Annotated in this window: 21 protein-coding genes; 12 read left to right on the top strand and 9 right to left on the bottom strand. The window is 73.6% G+C overall.

Annotation, left to right across the window (positions count from 1 at the left end):
* Window positions 1-92 precede the first annotated feature (92 nt).
* Together sucD and sucC are read right to left on the bottom strand one after the other, a co-directional pair.
* Window positions 93-980 carry a succinate--CoA ligase subunit alpha gene (sucD, locus tag I4I81_RS28670; RefSeq protein ID WP_218603413.1) on the bottom strand — a complete coding sequence of 296 codons (888 nt, stop codon included), beginning with the start codon at window positions 978-980 and terminating at the stop codon, window positions 93-95.
* A gap of 3 nt (window positions 981-983) precedes the next feature.
* On the bottom strand, window positions 984-2156 hold the full coding sequence (gene sucC / locus I4I81_RS28665; RefSeq protein ID WP_218603412.1) for an ADP-forming succinate--CoA ligase subunit beta: 1173 nt from the start codon (window positions 2154-2156) through the stop codon (window positions 984-986).
* A 223-nt stretch (window positions 2157-2379) separates the two neighbouring features.
* On the opposite strand from sucC, the gene I4I81_RS28660 reads away from it, so the two are divergent.
* Window positions 2380-3342: an alpha/beta fold hydrolase gene (locus I4I81_RS28660; RefSeq protein ID WP_218603411.1), complete on the top strand. Its 963-nt coding sequence runs from the start codon at window positions 2380-2382 to the stop codon at window positions 3340-3342.
* A gap of 195 nt (window positions 3343-3537) precedes the next feature.
* Entirely contained in the window at window positions 3538-4389 is an 852-nt protein-coding gene (locus I4I81_RS28655) for a M23 family metallopeptidase (protein ID WP_226363615.1), read from the top strand.
* Window positions 4390-4413: 24 nt separating this feature from the next.
* Here the strand turns inward: I4I81_RS28655 and I4I81_RS28650 are convergent, their stop codons facing one another.
* Together I4I81_RS28650 and pcrA are read right to left on the bottom strand one after the other, a co-directional pair.
* The gene (locus I4I81_RS28650; RefSeq protein ID WP_218603410.1) at window positions 4414-4749 is read right to left on the bottom strand and encodes a hypothetical protein; all 336 of its coding nucleotides are present in this window, start codon (window positions 4747-4749) and stop codon (window positions 4414-4416) included.
* A gap of 2 nt (window positions 4750-4751) precedes the next feature.
* Window positions 4752-7118, bottom strand: a complete 2367-nt coding sequence (gene pcrA / locus I4I81_RS28645; RefSeq protein WP_218603409.1) for a DNA helicase PcrA — start codon at window positions 7116-7118, stop codon at window positions 4752-4754.
* Window positions 7119-7331: 213 nt separating this feature from the next.
* On the opposite strand from pcrA, the gene I4I81_RS28640 reads away from it, so the two are divergent.
* The 3 genes from I4I81_RS28640 (at window position 7332) to I4I81_RS28630 (ending at window position 8980) form a co-directional block, all read left to right on the top strand.
* Window positions 7332-7619: a chorismate mutase gene (locus I4I81_RS28640; RefSeq protein ID WP_218603408.1), complete on the top strand. Its 288-nt coding sequence runs from the start codon at window positions 7332-7334 to the stop codon at window positions 7617-7619.
* Between the two features lie 33 nt (window positions 7620-7652).
* Window positions 7653-7970, top strand: a complete 318-nt coding sequence (locus I4I81_RS28635; protein WP_218603407.1) for a hypothetical protein — start codon at window positions 7653-7655, stop codon at window positions 7968-7970.
* A gap of 155 nt (window positions 7971-8125) precedes the next feature.
* Window positions 8126-8980 carry a hypothetical protein gene (locus I4I81_RS28630; protein WP_218603406.1) on the top strand — a complete coding sequence of 285 codons (855 nt, stop codon included), beginning with the start codon at window positions 8126-8128 and terminating at the stop codon, window positions 8978-8980.
* A gap of 361 nt (window positions 8981-9341) precedes the next feature.
* Here the strand turns inward: I4I81_RS28630 and I4I81_RS28625 are convergent, their stop codons facing one another.
* Both I4I81_RS28625 and I4I81_RS28620 read right to left on the bottom strand, forming a co-directional pair.
* Complete coding sequence (locus I4I81_RS28625; RefSeq protein WP_218603405.1) at window positions 9342-10013, bottom strand: response regulator; 672 nt, start codon at window positions 10011-10013, stop codon at window positions 9342-9344.
* Window positions 10010-11215, bottom strand: a complete 1206-nt coding sequence (locus tag I4I81_RS28620; RefSeq protein ID WP_226363614.1) for an ATP-binding protein — start codon at window positions 11213-11215, stop codon at window positions 10010-10012. The genes I4I81_RS28625 and I4I81_RS28620 overlap by 4 nt, the downstream gene beginning before the upstream one ends.
* Before the next feature lie 108 nt (window positions 11216-11323).
* Here I4I81_RS28620 and I4I81_RS28615 point away from each other — a divergent pair, with 108 nt between their 5' ends.
* The gene (locus tag I4I81_RS28615) at window positions 11324-12487 is read left to right on the top strand and encodes a PspC domain-containing protein (protein ID WP_218616458.1); all 1164 of its coding nucleotides are present in this window, start codon (window positions 11324-11326) and stop codon (window positions 12485-12487) included.
* Window positions 12480-12674 (top strand): hypothetical protein, encoded by a 195-nt coding sequence (locus tag I4I81_RS28610; protein WP_218606464.1) that lies wholly within the window; start codon window positions 12480-12482, stop codon window positions 12672-12674. The genes I4I81_RS28615 and I4I81_RS28610 overlap by 8 nt, the downstream gene beginning before the upstream one ends.
* Before the next feature lie 123 nt (window positions 12675-12797).
* Here the strand turns inward: I4I81_RS28610 and guaA are convergent, their stop codons facing one another.
* Complete coding sequence (gene guaA, locus I4I81_RS28605) at window positions 12798-14345, bottom strand: glutamine-hydrolyzing GMP synthase (protein WP_218605619.1); 1548 nt, start codon at window positions 14343-14345, stop codon at window positions 12798-12800.
* Between the two features lie 523 nt (window positions 14346-14868).
* Between guaA and I4I81_RS28600 the strand changes: the two genes are divergently transcribed.
* From I4I81_RS28600 to I4I81_RS28585, 4 genes are all read left to right on the top strand, one after another.
* Window positions 14869-17475 carry a circularly permuted type 2 ATP-grasp protein gene (locus I4I81_RS28600; protein WP_218605618.1) on the top strand — a complete coding sequence of 869 codons (2607 nt, stop codon included), beginning with the start codon at window positions 14869-14871 and terminating at the stop codon, window positions 17473-17475.
* A 1-nt stretch (window position 17476) separates the two neighbouring features.
* Window positions 17477-18385 carry a transglutaminase family protein gene (locus I4I81_RS28595; RefSeq protein WP_218616457.1) on the top strand — a complete coding sequence of 303 codons (909 nt, stop codon included), beginning with the start codon at window positions 17477-17479 and terminating at the stop codon, window positions 18383-18385.
* A gap of 8 nt (window positions 18386-18393) precedes the next feature.
* Window positions 18394-19317: a zinc-binding metallopeptidase family protein gene (locus tag I4I81_RS28590; RefSeq protein ID WP_218606447.1), complete on the top strand. Its 924-nt coding sequence runs from the start codon at window positions 18394-18396 to the stop codon at window positions 19315-19317.
* Between the two features lie 121 nt (window positions 19318-19438).
* Entirely contained in the window at window positions 19439-20119 is a 681-nt protein-coding gene (locus I4I81_RS28585) for an Ltp family lipoprotein (protein WP_218616456.1), read from the top strand.
* A gap of 12 nt (window positions 20120-20131) precedes the next feature.
* Here I4I81_RS28585 and I4I81_RS28580 read toward each other — a convergent pair whose 3' ends face one another.
* Window positions 20132-21256 (bottom strand): GuaB3 family IMP dehydrogenase-related protein, encoded by a 1125-nt coding sequence (locus I4I81_RS28580; protein WP_218606384.1) that lies wholly within the window; start codon window positions 21254-21256, stop codon window positions 20132-20134.
* A 17-nt stretch (window positions 21257-21273) separates the two neighbouring features.
* On the bottom strand, window positions 21274-22776 hold the full coding sequence (gene guaB / locus I4I81_RS28575) for an IMP dehydrogenase (protein ID WP_218616455.1): 1503 nt from the start codon (window positions 22774-22776) through the stop codon (window positions 21274-21276).
* Window positions 22777-22887: 111 nt separating this feature from the next.
* Between guaB and I4I81_RS28570 the strand changes: the two genes are divergently transcribed.
* Window positions 22888-23274 carry a DUF5319 domain-containing protein gene (locus I4I81_RS28570; RefSeq protein WP_218602415.1) on the top strand — a complete coding sequence of 129 codons (387 nt, stop codon included), beginning with the start codon at window positions 22888-22890 and terminating at the stop codon, window positions 23272-23274.
* Window positions 23275-23298: the final 24 nt, after the last annotated feature.

The raw sequence follows: 23298 nt of genomic DNA, 5'->3' as shown, positions 1-23298 counted from the left end.
ACGCTAGACCATCGACCCCGGGCGCCCTCCCCTGACGCGGAGAGAGCCGCGCCCCGGATCGGGACGCGGCTCTCTCAGCGGAACGGGTGCGACTACAGGCCCGCGACGATCTCCCGCATCAGGTCGGCGGTCTCGCTCGGCGTCTTGCCGACCTTGACCCCGGCGGCCTCGAGGGCCTCCTTCTTCGCCTGCGCGGTGCCCGCCGAACCGGAGACGATGGCGCCGGCGTGGCCCATCGTCTTGCCCTCGGGGGCGGTGAAGCCCGCGACGTAGCCGACGACCGGCTTGGTCACGTGCTCCTTGATGTAGGCCGCCGCCCGCTCCTCCGCGTCGCCGCCGATCTCGCCGATCATGACGATCGCGGCGGTCTCGGGGTCGGCCTCGAAGGCCTCGAGCGCGTCGATGTGCGTGGTGCCGATGACCGGGTCGCCGCCGATGCCGATGGCGGTGGAGAAGCCGATCTCGCGCAGCTCGTACATCATCTGGTAGGTCAGCGTGCCCGACTTCGAGACGAGCCCGATCTTGCCGGGGCCCGCGATGTCGGCCGGGATGATGCCGGCGTTGGACTTCCCGGGGGAGATGATCCCGGGGCAGTTCGGGCCGATGATCCGGGTCTTGTTGCCCTTGGCCACCGCGTGCGCCCAGAAGTACGCGGAGTCGTGCACCGGCACGCCCTCGGTGATGATCACCAGCAGCGGGATCTCGGCGTCGATCGCCTCGATCACGGCGTCCTTGGTGAACTTCGGCGGCACGAAGGCAACGCTGACGTCGGCTCCGGTCTCCTTCATCGCCTCCTCGACGGTGCCGAACACCGGGAGGTTCTTCCCGCCGATCTCGACGGTCGTGCCGGCCTTGCGCGCGTTCACGCCGCCGACGATGTTCGTGCCCGCCGCGAGCATCTTGGTGGAGTGCTTGGTGCCCTCACCACCGGTGATGCCCTGCACGATCACCTTGCTGTTCTCGTTCAGGAAGATCGACATGTCTCAGGCCCCCGCCGCTGCGAGCTCGGCGGCCTTGTCGGCCGCGTTGTCCATCGTGTCCACCTGGGTGACCAGGGGGTGGTTGGCGTCGTCGAGGATCTTGCGGCCCTCGATGACGTTGTTGCCGTCCAGCCGGACGACGAGCGGCTTGGTCGCGCTGTCGCCCAGGATCTTCAGCGCCTCGACGATGCCGTTGGCCACCGCGTCGCACGCGGTGATGCCGCCGAAGACGTTGACGAAGACCGACTTGACGTCGGGGTCGCCGAGGATGACGTCGAGGCCGTCGGCCATGACCTGCGCCGACGCACCGCCGCCGATGTCGAGGAAGTTGGCGGGCTTGACGCCGCCGTGCTTCTCGCCCGCGTACGCGACGACGTCGAGGGTGCTCATCACGAGGCCCGCGCCGTTGCCGATGATGCCGACCTGGCCGTCGTCGAGCTTGACGTAGTTGAGGCCCTTCGCCTTGGCCTTGGCCTCGAGCGGGTTCTCGGCGCGCTGGTCGACCAGCGCCGCGTGCTCCGGGTGCCGGAAGCCGGCGTTCTCGTCGAGGGTGACCTTGCCGTCGAGCGCGATGACCTTGTCCTGCGGGTCGCGCACGAGCGGGTTGACCTCGACCAGCGTGGCGTCCTCGGAGACGAAGGTCTCCCAGAGCTTCACGATGACGTCGGCGGCCTCCTCGGCCACGACGGCCGGGTACTTCGCGGCCGCGACGATCTCGGCGGCCTTCGCGCGGTCGACGCCCGCGATCGCGTCGATCGGGATGCGCGCGAGCGCGTCGGGGCGCTCCACGGCGAGCTGCTCGATCTCCACGCCGCCCTCGGCGCTCGCCATGGCGAGGAAGGTGCGGTTGGAGCGGTCGAGCAGGAAGGAGAAGTAGTACTCCTCCGCGATGTCGCTGGCCTGTGCGACCAGGACGCGGTGCACGATGTGCCCCTTGATGTCGAGGCCGAGGATGTCGGTGGCCTTCTCGGCCGCCTCGTCCGGTGTGGCCGCGAGCTTGACGCCGCCGGCCTTGCCGCGCCCGCCGACCTTGACCTGGGCCTTGACGACGACCGCGGTGCCGATCTCGGCCGCCGCCGCCTTCGCGTCCTCGGCCGTCTCGACGGTCTTTCCCGGCAGCACCGGGACACCGTGGGCGGCGAAGAGGTCCCTCGCCTGGTACTCGTAGAGATCCATGGGCTGTCCCGCTCCCTCATCTGTCACGACGCTGTGCGTGCGAGCCGCTCTCCGGCTCGCGGAAACGCTGCTGCGACGACCCTAGCGACGCCGGCCGCAGGCGCCCTGACCTGCCCCGGTGACCGTTGTCACCCTGTCCCCCGTTCCACCGTGTCCCGTCCGTTCGGGGGGTCCGCGCCGTTCCCGACGGGCGTGTCGCCCGCGTCTCATCTACCGTCGGTCCATGGCGCTGGTCCGCACGGGACTCGACCGCCTGGCGACGGCCGCCGGGACGGTCGGTCGCACCGCGGCCGAGGTCGGCCGGGCGGGGGTCTACACCGCCCGCACCTTCGGAAGCCCCGCCGGACTGCGCGGCCTGGCCGTCGAGTGGGCCTGGCTCGCGGCGCACATGGCGGTCTACCCGGCCGGGCTCGTCCACGAGACGTTCGTGGCCACCGGCGACGGCTACCGCACCGACACGCTCCCGCCCGAGCGTCGCGGCCGTCTCGTCGCCGACGTGGAGGGCGCGGGCTACCCCGTCCTGCTGGTGCACGGGATCATGGACAACCGCTCGGTGTTCACGGTGTTCCGTCGCGCGCTGCGCCGTCGCGGGTTCGGCACGGTGCACGCGGTCAACTACAGCCTGTTCACCGGCGACGTCCGCACCGCGGCCCACGAGCTGCGCGGCCACGTCGAGCGGCTGCGCGAGCTCACCGGCGCCGAGCACGTCCACATCGTCGGCCACTCGCTCGGCGGGATGATCGCCCGCTACTACGTGCAGTGCCTCGGCGGCTCCGACGTCGTCGACACCCTGGTCACGCTGGGCAGCCCGCACACCGGCACGCTCAGCGCCTACCTCATGCCCACCCCGTTGGCCGCACAGCTGCGCCCGGGGTCGGACCTGCTCACGGAGCTCGCGGAGCCGGCGCCCGGCTGCCCCACCCGGTTCCTCGTGGTGTGGAGCCGCATGGACCAGATGATCGTGCCGCAGCGCAACGCCCGGCTCGCGCACGACGACCTGCATGTCGAACACCTGGAGTTGCGTGACGTCGGTCACCTCTCGCTCCCGATCGATCCCCGATCCGTGCACTGGGTGGTCAGCGCCCTCGCCCGTTCGGACCATCGACGTCACCCGTTCCGCCGAGGTCAGGCCGCCGATCGACGGCCGGTGACCACGTACGGCGAGCGGTCGTCGCCCGCGTCCTGAGTTCCGCAACTCGGATGCCGACACGCCGCCACCCGATTTGCCTACGGCGCGTGACCACCGCTACGTTTCGCCCGTCCGCATCACGGACCGGTCACGACGGCAGCAGGACATCCCCCGAGATGTCCGGCGGGTTCCCCAGCCCACGCCGACCGGGTCGCGGGGCGGGCGGACCACATCCGTCGAGAAGGGCAGGTCGTGGCGCGCCATCGCTCCCCCAGCGGCGCACCGGACCACCTCGCCGACGCGACCACGCCGTTGCGCGTGGTCGCCGTCGCAGGGGTGCACCGGTTGCCCTCGCCACCCACCGCGTCCATCCGTGGGCGGGTGACGGTCGCCGCCGTCGCCACCGGAGCCGTCGTAGCGGCAGGTCAGACCGCCGTCGCCCCCCTGCTCGAGGCCACCGAGGCCCCGCCCGTCGCGCTCAGCGCGCTACTCCCGGTCGCCGAGGTGAGCACCGCGACCTTCGCGGTCGACGCCATCGGCGGTGACCAGCTGCTCCCCGAGTCGCTGTCGGTCGCCGGGCTCGACGCCGAGTCCGCCGTCGACGTCGAGAACCTCACGAAGGCCGTGCAGATCGGTCAGGAGCTGGCCCGCCGCGACGCGATCCTGACCTCCGCGTTGTCCTTCGGTGCCCCGCTCGCCCACCTCGTCGGCGACCAGGCGTTCGTGCAGCCCGCGCTCGGCCGGTTCACCTCCGGGTTCGGTGGCCGCTGGGGCACCTCACATAACGGCATCGACATCGCCAACGCCATCGGCACTCCGATCTACGCGGTCACCGACGGCGTCGTCGAGAAGTCCGGCCCGGCGTCGGGATTCGGGCTCTGGGTCGTGCTGCGGCACGCCGACGGCACCAAGTCGGTCTACGGCCACATCAACCGCTCGCTCGTGCAGGTCGGCCAGGAGGTCTCCGCCGGCCAGCAGATCGCGGAGCTCGGCAACCGCGGCTTCTCCACCGGCCCGCACCTGCACTTCGAGATCCACGACGCGAACGACAATCCGATGAACCCGCGCCCCTGGCTCGACGAGCACGGCGTGGACGGCTACTGACCGTCCTGCACGATCACCGGGTGATCACGGGGTCGCGTCGCCGCCCCCGAACGACCGCGCCTCCCGGGCGTACGCGAGCCAGTCCTGCTCGGGCCCGAGTACGAGCCACGCGCGCAACGACCGCCCATGGCCGTTGTCGAACGGCGCCCCCACGCCATCGTCGATCAGCTCCGCCACGCGCGCGGCGTCGAGCTTGACGACGAAGCGCCCGTAGACGTCGAGCATCGCGAAGATCGACCCACCGGTGCGCAGCGCGTTCGACCCGAACCCACGGGCACCCGGCCGTGGTGGTTCGACGTGCGGGTCGCCGTCGAACGCCTCGACGACGGCGGCGTAGCGCGCGGCGGCGTCCGTGCCCACGTCTACAGCTTCTGCAACGGCACGCCGCCGATCAGCATGAGCCGCACGGTGCCCGAGCTGCCGAAGTCGATGGTGACGGTGGCGCGCGCCCCCGTGCCGTCGGACGCGGTGACGGTGCCGAGGCCGTACTTGTCGTGGTTGACGCGGTCGCCGACGTCGAGGCTCAGCGTGGGCGCCATCGACGCCTTCGGGACGTTCCAGCTGCCGCGGTCGGCGGCCCCGGAGCCGGCGGCGCCGCGACGACCGAAGCCGAACCGGCCCACCGGTGCCGAGCGCTCGGGCTCGGCGCGGCGCCAGTCGACCAGGGAGTCGGGCACCTCGGCGAGGAACCGCGACGCCGGGTTGGCGTTGGGCTGGCCGAACGAGGACCGGATCATCGCCCGGGACAGGTAGAGCCGCTGCCGCGCCCGCGTGATGCCGACGTAGGCGAGCCGCCGCTCCTCGGCCAGCTCCGCCGGGTCGCCCATGGCCCGCATGTGCGGGAACACACCGTCCTCCCAGCCGCTGAGGAACACGACGGGGAACTCGAGCCCCTTCGCCGTGTGCAGCGTCATCAGCGTGACCATGCCCTGGTCGTCGTCGGGGATCGAGTCGGCGTCGGCGACCAACGCCACCCGCTCCAGGAACGCGGCGAGCGACCCCGGGTCCGGGACGCCGGGCTCCGGCAGGCCGGTGTCGTACTCGGGAGCGACGGCGGCGTCGGCCACCGCTGCGTCGCCGGCGAACTCGCGCGCGACCGTGACCAGCTCGGCGAGGTTGTCGAGGCGCGAGCCGTCCTGCGGGTCCTCGCTGGCCTCGAGCTCCGCGGTGTAGCCGGTCTTCGCGTAGACGGCCTCCAGCAGCTCCGCGGTCTCCTCGCCGCGCTCCACCAGCTCGCCGAGCTCGTCGAGGATGCGGACGAACCCGGCGATGGCCCGCTGCGAGCGCGTGACCAGTCCGGGCACCCGCTCCGGCTGTTCGGCCGCGGTGCGCAGCGCCGAGGCGAAGGAGATCCGCTCGCGGTCGGCGTAGGACGCGACCATCTCCTCGGCGCGCTCCCCGATCCCGCGCTTGGGCACGTTGAGGATGCGGCGCAGGCTCACCGTGTCGTCGGGGTTGGACAGGACCCGCAGGTACGCGAGCGCGTCGCGCACCTCCATCCGCTCGTAGAACCGCACCCCGCCGACGATCTTGTACGCCATCCCGACGCGCGCGAACACGCCCTCGAAGACACGCGACTGGGAGTTGGTCCGGTAGAAGACGGCGATGTCGGAGTTGCGGAACTCCCCGGTGTCGACGAGCCGGTCGATCTCCTGCGCGACGAACGCGGCCTCGTCGTGCTCGTTGTCGGCGACGTAGCCGACGACCTTCTCGCCGTCGCCCGCCTCGGACCACAGGCGCTTGTCGCGCCGGTCGGGGTTGCGGGCGATGACGGTGTTGGCCGCGGTGAGGATCGTCTGCGTGGAGCGGTAGTTCTGTTCCAGCAGGATCGTGCGGGCGTCGGGGAAGTCCTTCTCGAACTCGACGATGTTGCGGATGTTGGCGCCGCGGAAGGCGTAGATGGACTGGTCGGAGTCGCCGACGACGCACAGCTCGGCCGGTGCCGCCCCCTCGACGGCCGGCGCCACCAGCGCCCGGACGAGCGCGTACTGCGCGTGGTTGGTGTCCTGGTACTCGTCGACGAGCACGTGCCGGAACCGGCGGCGGTAGTACTCCGCGACCGCGGGCAGCCGCTCCAGCAGCGAGACCGTCTCCATGATCAGGTCGTCGAAGTCGAACGCGTTGGCGGTGCGTAGCCGCGCCTGGTAGACGCCGTAGACCTCGGCGACCTTGCGCTCGTACTCGTTGGTGGCGCGCTCCGCGGCGTCGTCGGCGGAGAGCAGTTCGTTCTTGAGGTTGGAGATCTGGGCGCCGACCGCGCGCGGCGCGTACTTCTTGGGGTCCATCTCCAGGTCGCGCGTGACCATCCCGATCAGCCGACGCGTGTCGTCGGCGTCGTAGACCGAGAACGCGCTGCGCACGCCCAGGTGCTGGGCCTCGCGGCGCAGGATCCGCACGCACATCGAGTGGAACGTGGACACCCACATCGCGTTGCCGCGGCGCCCGACCAGCGCGTCGACCCGCTCCTTCATCTCGGCCGCGGCCTTGTTGGTGAAGGTGATCGACATGACCTCGCCCGGGTGCACGTCACGCTCGGCGAGCAGCCAGGCGATCCGGTGCGTGAGCACGCGAGTCTTGCCCGAGCCGGCCCCCGCGACGATCAGCAGCGGCGAGCCCGCGTGCACGACGGCGTCGCGCTGGCGCGGGTTGAGCCCCTCCAGCAGCGCCGCGCCCCGCTTCGTGCGGGGAGTGGTGACGGTGGTCTGGGGCAGTTCGAACAGCGCGCTCATCGTGTTCGAAGAGTACCGCCGCCCCCGGACAGCGCCCCGCTGTGGCACACTCCGACGGTGCGGTCGCAGAGCTCGCGATTTCCCTACGGGTGCCGGGTTCCGGTGCCCGTGGCAGCTCCGCGCTGAACGACCCACGAGCCCCGGTGTCCACGTGACCCGGGGCTTCTTCGTGTCTCGGGACCGAGCACCGGCGACGAGGAGGAGACCGTGACCATGAGCGTCGAACAGACCCCACCCCAGGACGACATCCCGGCCGAGGCCGAGATCCAGGAGCTGCGCAAGGAGATCGACCACCTCGACGCGGAGATCCTGCGGATGGTGATGCGCCGCAGCGAGGTGTCGCAGCGGATCGGCCGGGCCCGGATGGCCGCGGGCGGCCCGCGCATCGTCTACAACCGCGAGATGGCGGTGCTCGCCCGCTTCCGCGACCTCGGGGTCGAGGGGCGCGAGCTGGGCATGTTGCTGCTCCGGCTCGGACGCGGCCGGCTCGGCGGACGCTGACCCTGCCCGGCTCACCGTGGCACTCTGGACGCCATGGGTGATGTGTTCGGTCTGGTGGCGTTCCTCGTGGCCCTCGCCGGCCTGCTCGTCGCGCTCGGGCACGTCGGTTACCTCGCGATGCTCAACAGTGCGGCCACCAAGCGCGGCGTCGCGGGCGGAGCGACGTCCGACTACGTGTCGGGCCGCTGGAAGGTCGCGGGCGGCACGGCCGCGGCGGCCGCGTTCGGGCTCCTGCTCACCAGCGGCGGCCTGCCCCTCGACGTGCTCGGCCTGTTGGTCGCCGGCGGTGCCGGGGTGGTCGCGAAGGGGGCACTCGACCAGACCCGGGGCCGGTTCCGCGGGCAGTCCTGAACCCGGCAACAGGATGAACGGTCCGTCACATTCGACGAACGGCGCTGATCCGAACGAGTGAACGAGGACGAGCGGGTGAGTAGCACTTGGTCGATGGGTGCGGCATCCGGTAGACAGACCGCAACCCGTTCACTCCAAGGGAGGACGACGCCGCCGTGACCCAGATGGTGTCCCGCGCCGGAACCCTGACCCCGCCCACCGGCGTGGTCTCGGTCGCCGATCTGCTGAACCGCTACGCGCCGGACCCGCTGATCGAGGCGGAACCCTCCACCGGGCCCGTGTCCGTGGGCACGCTGCTCCGTCGCGAGGGCCGCGCCCCGCACGCCGTCGACCGCCCGGTCCGCGCCCGTGACGAGGACGACGAGCCCCGTCGCGGCTCCGGCGCACTCGTCCGACGCAGCGCGATCGCGGCCGGCACCCTGCTCGCCGCGGGTTCCGTGTTCGGCGCAGCCGTCATGACGGAGTCCGCGGTCACCGACACCGCCGACGACTCCCGTTCATCCGGTGAGTACGCGGGCGAGGGCCGTCTCGACCTCCTGCCGGGCCAGGGCCGCGCGATCCCCACCGTCGTCGACAACACCGCGCAGACGAACCCGCTCGACCCGGGCGAGGCCGCGCCGATGTCGTGGACCGGCGTCGCGTTCCCCGGCGCCGGGTCCGGCACCCCGGCCGCTCCCCCGGTCGCGTCCTCCTCGGCGCCGACGGGCGGCGGCGCACCTGCGGCCTCCTCCTCCGGTTCGACGAGCACCGACCGGGGCACCACCGGCGGCACCGGCACCCCCGTGGAGTCGCCCTCCGGCGGCGGTTCCGGCTCCGGCGACCAGGGTGGCGACGAGGACCCCGGGGCCTCCGACGAGCGCTCCGGCCTCGGCGGCGCCGTGCAGAACGTCGGCGACGCGGCGGGGGTCCCCCTCGTCGGCGACCTCGGCAGGGCCGTCAGCGGCGTCGGCGACGCGCTGGGTGGCGGCAGCCCCAGCGTCGTCGGCGGGCTGGCCGGCGGCCTGCTCTGAGCTGCACCAGCCGCCGGACCTACGCCCAACCCGACAGCTCGTAGCGGCCACGCCGCGGAAGCTGGACCAGCCGGCGGTCCGACGCCCAGCGCGACAGCTCGTAGCGGCCACGCCGCGGAAGCTAGACCAGCCGGCGGTCCGACGCCCAGCGCGACAGCTCGTAGCGGCCACGCCGCGGAAGCTAGACCAGCCGGCGGTCCGACGCCCAGCGCGACAGCTCGTAGCGGCCACGCCGCGGAAGCTAGACCAGCCGGCGGTCCGACGCCCAGCGCGACAGCTCGTAGCGGCCACGCCGCGGAAGCTAGACCAGCCGGCGGTCCGACGCCCAGCGCGACAGCTCGTAGCGGCCACGCCGCGGAAGCTAGACCAGCCGGCGGTCCGACGCCCAGCGCGACAGCTCGTAGCGGTTGGACAGCTGGGTCTTGCGCAGCACCGACGACACGTGTGTCTCCACCGTCTTCACCGAGATGAACAGCTCCCCGGCGATCTCCTTGTAGGCGTACCCACGGGCCAGCAGGCGCAGGACGTCGCGCTCGCGGCGGGTGAGCAGGTCGAGTTCCGGGTCGCCGGGCGGGGCCGCACCGGGCTTCTGCGAGAACACGTCGAGCACGAACCCGGCCAGCCGCGGCGAGAACACCGGGTCACCGGCGTGCACGCGGCGCACCGCGTCGGCCAGCTCGCGCCCGGAGATCGTCTTGGTGACGTACCCACGCGCGCCCGCGCGGATCACCGCGATGACGTCCTCAGCGGCGTCGGAGACCGACAGCGCCAGGAACACGACGTCCGGCAGCTCGGGCCGCAGCTGACGCAGCACCTCCGCACCGCCGCCGTCGGGCATGTGGACGTCGAGCAGCACGACGTCGGGTCGGTGGTGCCGGATCGCGGCCACCGCCTCGTCGACGGACCCGGCCTCGCCCACGACGGTGACGTCGGGGACCGCGCGGTCCAGCTCGGCGCGGACGCCGGAGCGGAACAGGGCGTGGTCGTCGACCAGGAAGACCTTGATGATCTTCTGATCGTCGGGCTCGGTCATGTCGCCGCCTCCTCGTGGGTGCGTACCCGCATCGCCAGGTGCACCTCGGTGCCCTCGCCCGGCGTGCTGCGCAGGCGGACGGTGCCGCCGTGCCGTTCCATCCTGCCGTGCACCGAGTCGGCGAGCCCGTGCCGGTCCTCGGGCACGTCGTCGGGGTCGAAGCCGGCCCCGCGGTCACGGACGAACAGGTTCACCTCGTCGTCCTCCACCTCGCAGTACACCGACACCTCGGCGACGCCCGCGTGCTTGGCCGCGTTGACCATCGCCTCGCGGCCGGCGAGCACGAGGGCGCGCAGGTGGTCGTCGAGGGGGCGGTCGGCGCCGACGACGACCGGCGCGACCGTCACGGCGTAGGTGTCCTCGACCTCGGCGGCCGCCGCGGCCAGAGCGGCGGTCAGCCCCTCGTCGAGCGCGGCGCCGGTGCTCCGGCCGTAGCCGCCCGCCCCGTAGAGCCAGGACCGAAGCTCCCGCTCCTGGCCGCGGGCCAGCCGGGCGACCTCGCGCGGCTGGTCGGACTGGCGCTGGATCAGCGCGAGGGTCTGCAGCACGGAGTCGTGCAGGTGCGCGGCGATCTCGGCGCGCTCGGTCTCCACGATCCGCTCGCGGCGCTCCTCGGTGAGCTCACGGACCAGCCGCACCCACCACGGCACCGTGAGCACCCCGACGCCGAGGAGCGTGACGAGCACGGCGAGCAGCGCGAACTGCACCTGCCCGAGCTGGAGCTGGCCGAACAGGAACACCGCGATCCCGGCGGCGACGAACACCGCGCCGGCGACGGTCCGCCACAGCGCGTTGCGCCCCCCGGTACCGGTCCAGCGGCGGCGCTGCGCCTCGTCGGCCTCGCGCCACACCACCGCGGCACCCACCGCGGCCACGCCGAGCGGCCCGACGATCCAGCCGATGAGGTCGTTGCCCAGCGCGGCGGCCGTCAGCGCGGCGGCGACCCCGAGCGCGGCGAGGCCGAGTGCCTGCTGCCGTTCCCGCTGCGGGGTGGTGCGCTCGACGTCGGCGGCCTCCTGCTTGACGAAGACCCAGAGCAGCCCGTAGGCCAGCGCGCCCGCCCACCACATCGCCGCGAGGGCGATGAAGGCGGCGCGGACCCAGGTGACCGGGAGGCCGAGATGGTCGGCCACCCCGCCCGCGACGCCCGCGACGAGCCGGCCGCTGCGACGGCGCGCGAGCGGAGGGGTCGGTGTGTTCACCGCACCATCGTCACACGCACCGAGCGGGTGGACATCGGGGAGAAGTCGGGGGTGGGCCGGGGTCATCCCTCATGCTTCAGGGGTCGCGGGGCGAGCAGGGTGGTGGACATGGACGGGACAGAGCTGCGGACGAGCCTCCGCGACATGTGGGACACGCGGCCGGCGAGGCCGCGGGAAGGCCGGCACGTCGCCGGCGTGGCTGCGGGGATCGCGCACCGCTACGACGTGGATCCGGTGCTGATCCGCGTGGCGTTCGTCGTCGCCGCGTTCTCCGGGGTCGGCGTCCTGCTCTACGTCGCGGGCTGGATCGCGCTGCCCGACGGCACGGACGTGCCGACCACGCGGAACCGGCCGCGCGGCGTCGCGCTGGTGGGGCTGGCGATCCTCGGCGCCATCGCGTTCGGATCGCTGTTCGACGACAACGGCTACGGGATCCTGCCGCTGGTCGTCGCATTCGGGCTGCTGTTCCTGCTGCACCGCAGCCGGGGCGGCCGCACCGCCGTGGCCCCGGCCGCCGCCGCTCCGGTGGACGAGCCGGGCACGGTCTCGCTCGTCAAGGGCACACCGCCCGCCTGGGACCCCCTCGGCGCCGCCCCCTTCGCGTGGGACCTGCCCGAACCCGGCGGTCCACCGCCCGTCCCGGCGCGGCGCCGCCCGCCGGTCACGGCCGTGACGCTCGGCGTCGCGCTGCTCGCGGGCGGGGCCACGGCGCTGCTGATGCTGGCGCTGGGCGTGCTGTCGTTCTCGAACGCCCCGGTGCTGTTCGGGGTGGTGCTCGCGGTGCTCGGCCTCGGGCTGCTCGTCGGGTCGTTCCTGCGGGCGGGGCGCGGGCTCGTCCCGGTCGCCGTGCTCGTCGGCCTGCTGACCTGGGGCTCCCTCGCGGCGTCGTCGTTCGAGTGGCCCGAGGGCGGCGTCGGTGACCTCACTCTCCGCCCGGCGACCGCGGCCCAGCTCCAGCCGCTGTACTCCCACGGCGCGGGGGATATCGACCTCGACCTGACCGTACTGGACCTGTCGGCACCCGGCGCCCCGCTGGTCACCGAGGTGGAGCTCGGCGTCGGCGACGTCACGATCACGGTCCCGCCGGACGCGGACCTGACCTTCACCGGCTCCACCGGGGTCGGTGCCGTGCGCGCCGGTGACGAGCGGCGCGACGGGATCGACGGCAGCCTGACCGTCACCGACCTGGGTGCGGACGGTGTCGCGGGCGGTCGCCCGCTGCAGATCACGGTGAACGCCGGTGCCGGTGACGTGGAGGTGCTCCGTGGCTGAGCTGGAGACGGGCCGCCACCGGCCCGACGCCCTGACGCTGGTGACCGGCGTCCTCGCACTCGTCCTGTCGGTGTTCGCCTTCGTCGGCGAACTGCCCGCGATCGACCCGCGCTGGCTGCTCGCCTGCGGCGCGGCGGCCGTCGGCCTGGTACTCCTGGTGGGGAGCCTGCGCAACCGGCGCGACTAGAACAGTCCGTCCCGGGAGCTGGGGAGCGTATCGGGGCGGGCAGCGGACGGCGGGCGGTCACGGGTCGGGGGACCCGTGACCGCCCGCCGTCATTCCCGTGTGTCCGTCATTCCCGTGTGTCCGTCATTCCCACTCGATCGTGCCCGGCGGCTTGCTCGTGACGTCGAGGACCACGCGGTTGACCTCGGCCACCTCGTTGGTGATGCGGGTGGAGATCCGCTCCAGCACCTCGTAGGGCAGGCGGGTCCAGTCGGCCGTCATCGCGTCCTCGGAGCTCACCGGCCGCAGCACGATCGGGTGCCCGTAGGTGCGCCCGTCGCCCTGCACGCCGACGCTGCGGACGTCGGCCAGCAACACCACCGGGCACTGCCAGATCGTGTCGTCGAGACCGGCCGCGGTGAGCTCCTCGCGGGCGATCGCGTCGGCGGCGCGCAGCGTCTCCAGCCGGTCGAAGGTGACCTCGCCGATGATCCGGATGCCCAGGCCCGGGCCGGGGAACGGCTGGCGCCCGACGATCCCCTCCGGCAGCCCCAGCTCGCGTCCGACGCGGCGGACCTCGTCCTTGAACAGCGCGCGCAGCGGCTCCACCAGCGCGAACTCGATGTCGTCGGGCAGCCCGCCGACGTTGTGGTGGCTCTTGATCACCGCGGTACCCGATCCCCCGCCGCTCTCCACCACGTCGGGGTAGAGCGTGCCCTGCACCAGGAACCCGACGTGCTCCTCCGCGGCCACCTCGGTGGTGGCGGCCTCGAACACCCGGATGAACTCCCGCCCGATGACCTTGCGCTTGGTCTCCGGATCCGTGACGCCCGCGAGCGCGGCGAGGAAGCGGTCGGCCACGTCGACGGTGTGCAGCTTCGCGCCCGTCGCGGCGACGAAGTCGCGCTCGACCTGCTCCCGCTCCCCGGACCGCAGCAGGCCGTGGTCGACGAACACGCAGGTCAGCTGGTCGCCGATGGCGCGCTGCACGAGGGCGGCGGCCACCGCGGAGTCGACGCCGCCCGACAGCCCGCAGATCGCGCGGCCGTCACCGACCTGCGCGCGGACCGCGGCGACGGTGTCGTCGATGATCGACGAGGTGGTCCAGCCCGGCGCGATGCCCGCGACCTCGTGCAGGAACCGGCTCAGCACCTGCTGCCCGTACGGCGAGTGCCCGACCTCGGGGTGGTACTGCACACCGGCCAGCCGCCGGTCGGTGTCCTCGAACGCCGCGACGGCCGCCCGCTCGCTCGACGCCGTGACCGTGAACCCCTCCGGCGCACGGACCACGGAGTCGCCGTGGCTCATCCACACGGGGTGGGTGGTCGGCAGCCCGCCGTGCAGCGCGCCCGGGTCGGTGACCGTCAGCTCGGTGCGCCCGTACTCCCGGGTGCCGTCCGGCGCGACCTCCCCGCCGAGTGCCCTGGCCATCGCCTGGAACCCGTAGCAGAGCCCGAGCACGGGGATGCCCGCGGTGAACAGACCCGGGTCGACGACGGGTGCGCCGTCGGCGTACACGCTCGACGGCCCGCCGGACAGGATCAGGGCGGCGGGCTTGCGCGCCACGATCTCCTCGACCGACGTGTCCCCAGGCACGATCTCGGAGTACACCTGCGCCTCCCGCACGCGGCGGGCGATGAGCTGGGCGTACTGGGCGCCGTAGTCGACGACGAGGACGGTCGGTGGCTGCACCCCACCAGGCTAGACGGCGGCGCCGACCACCCCGACGGGCCAGTGGAGCCGCTGCGTCGGCCCGCGTCCGGCCGATCGGCGAACCACCTGCCGGACGTACTCGCCGAACAGGACCGGAGCCGCGTCCGGCGTCTCGGCGACGCAGGGTGAGGAGACCCTCGGCGGCGGGCCCCGCGATCGACTCGTCGACGAACCGGCGCGCGACGGCACGGGCGAGCGCGACGGGCCGGCCGATCAGGCGGCGCGCCCGGGTCGGCTTGCGCTCGACACCGCGCCGGTCCGGGCCCCGCGCTGACAGGACGCCGACAGCTCCGGCTCCAGCTGCCGCACCGGGTCGGTCTCGGTTCGCTCGGCGATGGCGGCGGACCGGGCGCCGGCCGGCGCCCGGTCCGCTCTCGTAGGGCACCACCGACCCGACCGGAGCCGGGTTCCCGACGTCGAGCTCGTCCAGCAACCCGACCTCGAGGTCCCGGGCGCACTCCTCCCCCCGGCCGGTGCTGCCGGCGACCGTGAGGACCCGCACGTGGTGGCGCAGGCCGTCGTCGCACGGGTCACCACATCTCCCGCGCACGCCGCGGATGGCGCAGGATGGCCCGGTGACGACCCGTGCCGGCTGCCCGCGCCCGGGCCGGCCCGGGTGACCGTCGCCGCCGGCCGTGTCGCCGGCTACGAACCGGACGGGCACGACGAGATGCTCGACGGGCACGGAGCCGTCCGGGGCGCGTGGTCGTCACTCGCGGTGGAGCTGGACCGCGCGGGCCCGGCCGGTCGCGCCGCCCGCGACGTCGACACCCGCAGGCTCCTCGCGGAGGACGGCGTCGGCTACCGCCCGCCCGGTGCCGACGACGAGCGGCCCTGGGCCCTCGACCCCGTGCCGCTGCTGCTCACCGCCGACGAGTGGAGCGGGCTGGAACGGGGCGTCGCGCAGCGAGCCGAGCTGCTCGACCGGCTCCTCGCCGACCTCTACGGCCCGCGCCTCACGCTGCGCACCGGTCTGCTGCCGGTCGAGGTCGTGCTGGGCCACGAGGGCTACGTCCGCGGCTGGGCGCGCTCGCCGGGGGCGCCGCCGCGCCGCGAGCTGTTCCTCGCGGGCGTCGACCTCGCCCGTACCGCCGACGGGTGGCGGGTGTTCGGCGACCGCGTGCAGGCCCCGTCGGGCGCGGGGTACGCGATGGCCGGGCGCCGGGTCGTCGCACGGGTGCTGGCGCCGGTGCACCGCCGCTCCCGCATACGGCGCCTGCGCCCCTTCCTCGACGCCGTGCGCCGCGGACTGGAGGGGCTGCACACCGGGCCCGACGCGCCGCGCGTGGTGCTGCTCAGCCCCGGCCCGCAGAGCGAGACCGCCTTCGAGCAGGCGTTCCTGTCCTCGCAGCTCGGGTTCCCGCTGGTGCTCGGGTCGGAGCTGATGGTGCGCGAGGGCCGGGTCTGGCAGCGCACGCTCGGCCGCCCCGAGCCCGTCGACGTCATCCTGCGCCGCGTCGACGCCGCCTGGTGCGATCCGCTGGACCTGCGGGCGGGCTCGCAGCTCGGCGTCCCCGGGCTGCTCGAGGCGGCGCGGCGGGGCGCGGTGACCGTCGTCAACGGGTTGGGGAGCGGGGTCGCCGAGAACCCCGGCCTGCTCCCGTACCTGCCCGCGCTCGCGCAGGCACTGCTCGACGAGCCGCTCGCCCTCCCCGCCGCGCCGACCTGGTGGTGCGGTGACCCGGCCGGGCTCTCCCACGTGCTGGCGCGGCTGCCCGACCTGCTCGTCAAACCGATCGCGCGGGACGAGGACCGGCACACCATCACCGGGGCGGACCTGACGGCCGCGGAACGCACCGAGCTGGCCGCGCGGATCACGGCCGAGCCGCACGCGTGGACGGGCCAGGAGGTCCTGACGCCGAGCACCGTGCCGACGATCGGCCCGGGCGGGCGGCTCACCGCTCAGCCGGTCACGCTCCAGGCGTTCGCGGCGGCCGACGGTGGACGGTTCCAGGTACTCGCGGGTGGTCTCGCGCTGGCCGGTGACCGCGCCAAGGACGTCTGGGTCGTCGATCCCGGCACCCGGACGGCCCCGCGCACCTTCGACGGCCCGCCGCACGCCCCGGCCGGGGCGCTGAGCCCCCGAGTCGCCGCCGACCTGTTCTGGCTCGGCCGCTACGCGGAGCGCGCGGAGGACACCGCGCGCCTGCTGCGCGCCGTCGTGGACCGCCGGGCCGACTTCCAGGTCGGACCCGAGCCCGGCGGACGCCATGCCCTCGACGTGCTGCTCCGGGCCACCACCGCGGTGACGCTGACGGCTCCCGGTTTCCTCGGCGAGGGTGCCGTCGGCCGGCTCGCCGCCCCCGGCCCGGAGCTGCTGTCGCTGCTCACCGACCGCGACCGGCCCGGGTCGCTCGCCTACGCCGTGCACCGACTCACCGGTTCCGCGCAGGCGGTGCGCGAGCAGCTCTCCGCGGACACCTGGTTCGTGCTGGGCCGGCTGGAGTCGGTGCTCGGCGAGCTGGCCGCGTCCGGTGCCCCCGACGTCTCCGGTGCCCCCGACGTCTCCGGTGCCCCCGACGTCTCCGGTGCCCCCGACGTCTCCGGTGCACTGTCCCGCGTGCTGGAGGGCCTGCTCGCGATGGCCGGGCTCGCCGCGGAGAGCCACGTGCGTGACGCCGGCTGGTGCCTGCTCGACGCGGGCCGCCGCGTGGAGCGGGCCATCGGGGTCTGCGCACTGGTCGCCGCGACCCTGTGCGACCGCCCCCGCCCGGCCGCCGACGCGCTCGTGCTCGAGTCGGTGCTGATCGCCGCGGAGAGCGTGATCACCTACCGGCGGCTCCCCCGCACCGGCGTCGCGGCGGCGGTGGGGCTGCTGCTCACCGACCGGACCAACCCCCGTTCGGTCGCGCACCAGCTCGAGCGGCTCCGTGCCGACGTCGCCGGGGTCCCCGGGCCGGACGCCGGCGTCGAGGCGGCGCTGGAGGCCGTCGAGCGGCGGCTGGCCGACGGTCCGCCCCCGGTGCACCGCGGGCCCGCCGGCACCCGCGCCGAGCTGCGCGAGCTCGTCGTCGGGCTGGGCGACGACCTGGCCTGGTTCGCCGAGGTGCTCGAACGCGGCCGTTTCGCCCCCGGGGTGCCGCCGCGCCCGTTCGGGACGGTGGCCTGAGGTGCGGACCTACCGCGTCACCCACCGCACGTCCTACGTCTACCGCGGCGAGGTCTCCACCAGCTTCGGACGCGCCCACCTGCTGCCGTCCGACCGCCCGCGCCAGACCTGCGTCGACGCGGCCGTCATCGTCACCCCGCGCCCCGCCGAGCAGCACGAGCACACCGACGCCTTCGGCAACCGCTCCACCTACTTCGCCGTCACCTCCGCGCACCGCGAGCTGACCGTGCTCGCCGAGAGCACCGTCGCCGTCGCCCCCGCCGTCGCGCCGTCGCCCCGGGCGTGGGAGGACGTGCGCGACGGCCTGCGCACCGACCCCGACCACATCGACGCCCGCGGGTACGCCCTGCCCTCGCCCCGGCTCGGTCCCGACCCGGCCGTCACCGCGTACGCCCTCCCCTCCTTCCCGCCCGGGCGCGCGATCGCCGACGCCGCGCTCGACCTGTCCGCTCGCATCCACCGCGATTTCCGCTACGTCAGCGGCTCCAGCACCGTCCGCAGCTCGGTGGCCGACCTGTTCGCGAGCGGCGAGGGCGTCTGCCAGGACTTCGCGCACCTCGCCGTCGCCGGGCTGCGGTCGATGGGGCTGGCGGCGCGCTACGTCAGCGGCTACCTGGAGACGCGCCCGCCGCCGGGTCGTCCGAAGCTGGCGGGCGCGGACGCGTCGCACGCGTGGGTGTCGGTGTTCACCGGGGTGTCGGGGTCCACCGGGGTGTCGGGGTCCACCGGTGACGGCTGGTACGACGTCGACCCCACCAACGACCGCGCCGTCGACGACTCGTTCGTGGAGCTCGCGCACGGCCGCGACTACGCCGACGTGCCGCCGCTACGCGGGGTGATCTTCTCCAGCGGCGGGGCCGGGAGCGAGCTGACCGTCGCCGTCGACATGATCCGGCTCGACAACGGGTAGAGGGACCGGTGCGCTCCTTCTCCTGCCCGGTCTGCCGGCAGCTCGTGTTCTTCGAGAACTCCGCCTGCCTCAACTGCGGCACCGCGCTGGGGTTCGCCCGTGCGTCGCACGACCTCGTCGCGGTCGACGGGCTGGTCCGCTGCGCCAACGCCGGGATCGCCGGCTGCAACTGGCTGGTCGCGCCCGGCGAGGGGCTGTGCGGGAGCTGCGTGCTCACCCGCACGCGGCCCGCCGACTCCGACCACGACGGGATGCGCGCGTTCGGCCGCGCCGAGGCGGCGAAGCGCCGGCTCGTCTACCAGCTCGACGACCTCGCCCTGCCCACCTCCGGTGTCGTGTTCGACCTGCTCTCGGCCGGTCCGGTGGTCACCGGGCATGCCGACGGCGTCGTCACCATCGACCTGGCCGAGGGCGACGACGGGCACCGCGAGGCCCTGCGGGTGCAGCTCGCCGAGCCCTACCGCACCCTGCTCGGCCACCTGCGGCACGAGACCGGTCACTGGTACTGGACCGTCCTGGTCGAGCCGGCACCCGGGCCGTTCCGCGCCCTGTTCGGTGACGAGCGGGCCGACTACGCCGGCGCGCTGGACCGCCACTACGCCGGTGCCCCCGCACCGGGGTGGGAGTCCACGCACGTCAGCGCGTACGCCACGGCGCACCCGTGGGAGGACTGGGCCGAGTCGTTCGCCCACTACCTGCACATCCGCGACACCCTGCAGAGCGCCGCCGCCTTCGGCCTGGCCCTGCCCGGTGCCGTCCCGCAGCAGGACGGCACCGGCTTCGACGACCTGATCGCCACCTGGCTGCCGCTGACCTACGCCCTCAACGCCGTCAACCGGGCGATGGGCAAGGACGACCTCTACCCCTTCGTCCTGAGCCCGCGGGTGCTGGAGAAGCTCCGCTTCGTCCACGCCCTGGTCGATCGACGATGACCCCGGTCCGTGAGATGTCATCAGAACTGATGACGTGCGTCGCGGGACCGCTAACGGCCGGGACGAACCGGGCGATCCGGGAGGTGACACAGGCCCCGTCCAGCCCATCGGAGTGCGCGACATGACCCAGCCCTACCCGAACCCGCCGCAGCCCAGCCCCGGGGCGTGGCCGCCGGCCTGGGCGCCCGACGAGCAGACGGTCCGGATCCCGCACCAGCACCACCCCGCCGGACCGCCCGCCCCGTTCCCCGGACCGCCGCCCGCCCCGTTCGCCGGCCCGCCGAGGAAGCGGCGCCGCTGGCCGTGGGTCGTCGGTGGCCTGCTGGTGCTGCTGGTCGTCGGGTCCTCGATCGGCGGCCGCAGCACCCCCGCCCCGGCCCCGGCCCCGGCCCCGGCCGTTGCCGCCGTCCCGGCCGTCGAGGCGCCCATCGCCGCTGCTGCTCCCGCTGCCGCACCCGTGGTCGAGCTCCCGGCGCCCGTGACCGAGCCCCCGGCACCTGCCGAGCCCACGATGTCGGTCAGTCAGCAGAACGCCGTCGGCTCGGCCGAGAGCTACCTCGACTTCATGGCGTTCTCCCGGTCGGGGCTCATCAAGCAGCTGGAGTTCGAGGGGTTCTCGACGGCCGACGCCACGTTCGCCGTCGACACCGTGGACGTCGACTGGATGGTGCAGGCGGAGAAGTCGGCACAGAGCTACCTCGACTTCACCTCCTTCTCCCGGTCCGGCCTCATCGACCAGCTCGAGTTCGAGGGGTTCACCTCCGAGCAGGCCCGCCACGGTGCCGACTCCGTCGGTCTGTGACGGAGCAGGGCCTCAACCGCGGACGGTCAGCCCGACGCGCTGGAACTCCTTGAGGTCGGAGTAGCCGGTCTTCGCCATCGCCCGGCGCAGCGCACCGAACAGGTTGACCGTGCCGTACGGGCTCGACGCCGGACCGAACAGCACCTGCTCGAGGTTCCGGTCGCCCGGACCGAACCCGGTGACCTCCGAGCGGGGCAGCGACGGGTGGGCCACCGATGAGGTCCAGTAGAGCCCGTGACCGGGCGAGTCGGTGGCGTCGGCCAGCTGCTCGCCCAGCATGACGGCGTCGGCTCCGCAGGCGATGGCCTTGGCCAGGTCGCCGGAGCCGGTCATGCCGCCGTCGGCGATGACGTGGACGTAGCGGCCGCCGGTCTCGTCGAGGTAGTCGCGGCGGGCCGCGGCGGCGTCGACGATCGCGGTGGCCATCGGCACCCCGATCCCCAGCACCTCGTCGGTGGTGGTGGCGGTCGACTCCCCGTACCCGACGATGACGCCCGCCGCGCCGGTGCGCATGAGATGCATCGCGGTGCGGTAGTCGCCCACCCCGCCCGCGACGACGGGGACGTCGAGCGAGGCGATGAAGTCCTTGAGGTTCAACGGCTCGCCGTCGGAGACGTGCTCGGCGGAGATGATCGTGCCCTGGACGACGAGGATCTCGACACCGGCCGCGAGCAGGTCGGGGGTGAGCTCGCGGGCGCGCTGCGGGCTCACGCGCGCCGCGACAGTGACCCCGGCCTCGCGGACGGTGCGCAGTGCCTCGGCCAGCAGCGCCGGCTGGATCGGGGCGGCGTGCAGCTCCTGCAGCAGCCGGACGGCCGCGGCCGGGTCGTCGGACTCGGCGGCCTCGAGCACCCGGGCGAGCTCGCCGTCGGCGTCGGCGTGCCGGGCCCAGAGCCCCTCGGCGTTGAGCACCGCGAGCCCGCCGAGCTTCCCGACGGTCACCGCACTGGCCGGCGAGACCACCGCGTCGGTCGGATGGGTGATCAGCGGGATCTCGAAGCGGTACGCGTCGAGCTGCCAGGCGGTGGACACCTCCTGGGAGCTCCGCGTGCGCCGCGAGGGCACGATCTCGACCTGGCCCAGGTCGTAGCTCCGACGGGCCTCCCGGCCCATCCCGATCTCCACGTGGTCACGCACGGGCCAACCCTAGACAGTCAGCGCGCCGCGTAGTTCGGCGCCTCGACCGTCATCGTGATGTCGTGCGGATGGCTCTCCTTGAGGCCCGCCGCGGTGATGCGGACGAGCTGCGCCTGCTGCAGCTGCGGGATCGTGTTGGCGCCCGCGTAGCCCATGCCTGAGCGGAGCCCGCCGGTGAGCTGGTGGACGACCTGCGAGAGCGGCCCGCGGAACGGGATGCGCCCCTCGATGCCCTCCGGCACGAGCTTGTCCTCGCTGAGCACGTCGTCCTGGGCGTAGCGGTCCTTGGAGTAGGACTTGCTGCCCTCTCGCGCGCTCATCGCCCCGAGCGAACCCATGCCGCGGTAGGTCTTGTACTGCTTGCCGCCGACGAGGATGAGGTCGCCCGGCGACTCCGCGGTGCCCGCGAGCAGGCTGCCCAGCATCACGGTGGACGCGCCGGCCGCGATGGCCTTGGAGATGTCGCCGGAGTACTGGATGCCGCCGTCGCCGATCACCGGGACGCCGGACGCGGCGCAGGCCAGCGACGCCTCGTAGATCGCGGTGATCTGCGGCGCCCCCACCCCCGCGACGACGCGCGTGGTGCAGATCGAGCCCGGCCCGACCCCGACCTTGACGGCGTCCGCCCCGGCCTCGACGAGCGCTGCCGCCCCCGCGCGGGTGGCGACGTTGCCGCCGACGACGTCGACGTCACCGACCTCGGCGCGCAGCTTCGCCACCATCTCCAGCACGCGCCGCGAGTGCCCGTGCGCGGTGTCGACCATCAGCACGTCGACGCCGGCCTCGACCAGCCCCATCGCGCGGGCGTAGGACTCCTCGCCCACGCCCACCGCGGCCGCGACGACCAGCCGGCCGTCAGGGTCCTTCGTGGCCAGCGGGTACTTCTCGGTCTTGTTGAAGTCCTTGATCGTGATCAGCCCGCGCAGGATGCCGTCGTTGTCGAGGATCGGCAGCTTCTCCAGCTTGTGCCGGCGCAGCAGGCCCAGCGCGGCCTCCGCGGACACGCCGATCCGCGCGGTGATCAGCGGCGCGTGCGTCATGACCTCACGGACGGGCCGCGTGTGGTCCATCTCGAACCGCATGTCGCGGTTGGTGATGATCCCGACGAGCTTGCCGCCCGCGTCGGTGACCGGCACGCCGGAGATACGGAACTTCGCGCACAGCGCGTCCACGTCGGCGAGGGTGGCCTCGGGTGAGCACGTCACGGGATCGGTGACCATCCCCGCCTCGGACCGCTTCACGACCTCGACCTGTGCGGCCTGCTGCTCGGGCGAGAGGTTGCGGTGCAGGGTGCCCAGCCCGCCCGCGCGCGCCATGGCGATGGCCATGCGCGACTCGGTGACGGTGTCCATCGGCGACGACACGAGCGGCACCTTCAGCCGGACGCGGCGGGTGACCTGCGTCCCCGTGTCGACGGACGACGGCACCACGTCGGACTCGGCGGGCAACAGCAGCACGTCGTCGAAGGTCAGGCCCAGCATCGCGAACTTGGGCGGCAGACCGGCGGCCTCGCTCGTCATCGAATCCTCCGGCTCGTCATCGCAGAGAGCCATCGTATCCACGTCGGGACGCCGCGACGCGCGGGTCGCACGAGTGCCTGCCCACAGATTCCGTCACCCGTCCCGAGTACGATCGGGGACGTGCCACCTGACGCGCTGCCGCCGGACCCCTTCGCCGGGGATCCGCTCGACCCCGCGCTGTCGCTCGACGGCCCCGAGCCCGAGGAGGCGGAGGAGCTGAGCGACGCCGAGCGCGACGAGATCGTCGCCGACATCGCCGACCTCGCCGTGTACCAGGCGCTGCTGGAGGTCCGTGGGGTCCGCGGCATCGTGGTCGACTGCGGCGACTGCGGCGAGCAGCACTTCCACGAGTGGAGCCTGCTGCGCGCGAGCCTGCAGCAGCTGCTCGACGAGGGGCAGATGCGCCCGCACGAGCCGGCCTTCGATCCCGACCCCAGCAGCTACGTCACGTGGGAGTACTGCCGCGGCTACGCCGACGCGGTGCTCTCCGACTCCTGACCCCCGCCACGCCGAACGGCCCGG

Source organism: Pseudonocardia abyssalis (genome assembly GCF_019263705.2).
GTDB classification, from domain to species: domain Bacteria; phylum Actinomycetota; class Actinomycetes; order Mycobacteriales; family Pseudonocardiaceae; genus Pseudonocardia; species Pseudonocardia abyssalis.
This window is presented reverse-complemented; position numbering and strand designations above follow the sequence as displayed.

Bases quoted from the DNA above. Each gene is read 5' to 3' on its own strand.
- sucD (WP_218603413.1), bottom strand. From the start codon at position 980: ATGTCGATCTTCCTGAACGAGAACAGCAAGGTGATCGTGCAGGGCATC.
- sucC (WP_218603412.1), bottom strand. From the start codon at position 2,156: ATGGATCTCTACGAGTACCAGGCGAGGGACCTCTTCGCCGCCCACGGT.
- I4I81_RS28660 (WP_218603411.1), top strand. From the start codon at position 2,380: ATGGCGCTGGTCCGCACGGGACTCGACCGCCTGGCGACGGCCGCCGGG.
- pcrA (WP_218603409.1), bottom strand. From the start codon at position 7,118: ATGAGCGCGCTGTTCGAACTGCCCCAGACCACCGTCACCACTCCCCGC.
- I4I81_RS28640 (WP_218603408.1), top strand. From the start codon at position 7,332: ATGAGCGTCGAACAGACCCCACCCCAGGACGACATCCCGGCCGAGGCC.
- I4I81_RS28635 (WP_218603407.1), top strand. From the start codon at position 7,653: ATGGGTGATGTGTTCGGTCTGGTGGCGTTCCTCGTGGCCCTCGCCGGC.
- I4I81_RS28625 (WP_218603405.1), bottom strand. From the start codon at position 10,013: ATGACCGAGCCCGACGATCAGAAGATCATCAAGGTCTTCCTGGTCGAC.
- I4I81_RS28615 (WP_218616458.1), top strand. From the start codon at position 11,324: ATGGACGGGACAGAGCTGCGGACGAGCCTCCGCGACATGTGGGACACG.
- I4I81_RS28585 (WP_218616456.1), top strand. From the start codon at position 19,439: ATGACCCAGCCCTACCCGAACCCGCCGCAGCCCAGCCCCGGGGCGTGG.
- guaB (WP_218616455.1), bottom strand. From the start codon at position 22,776: ATGACGAGCGAGGCCGCCGGTCTGCCGCCCAAGTTCGCGATGCTGGGC.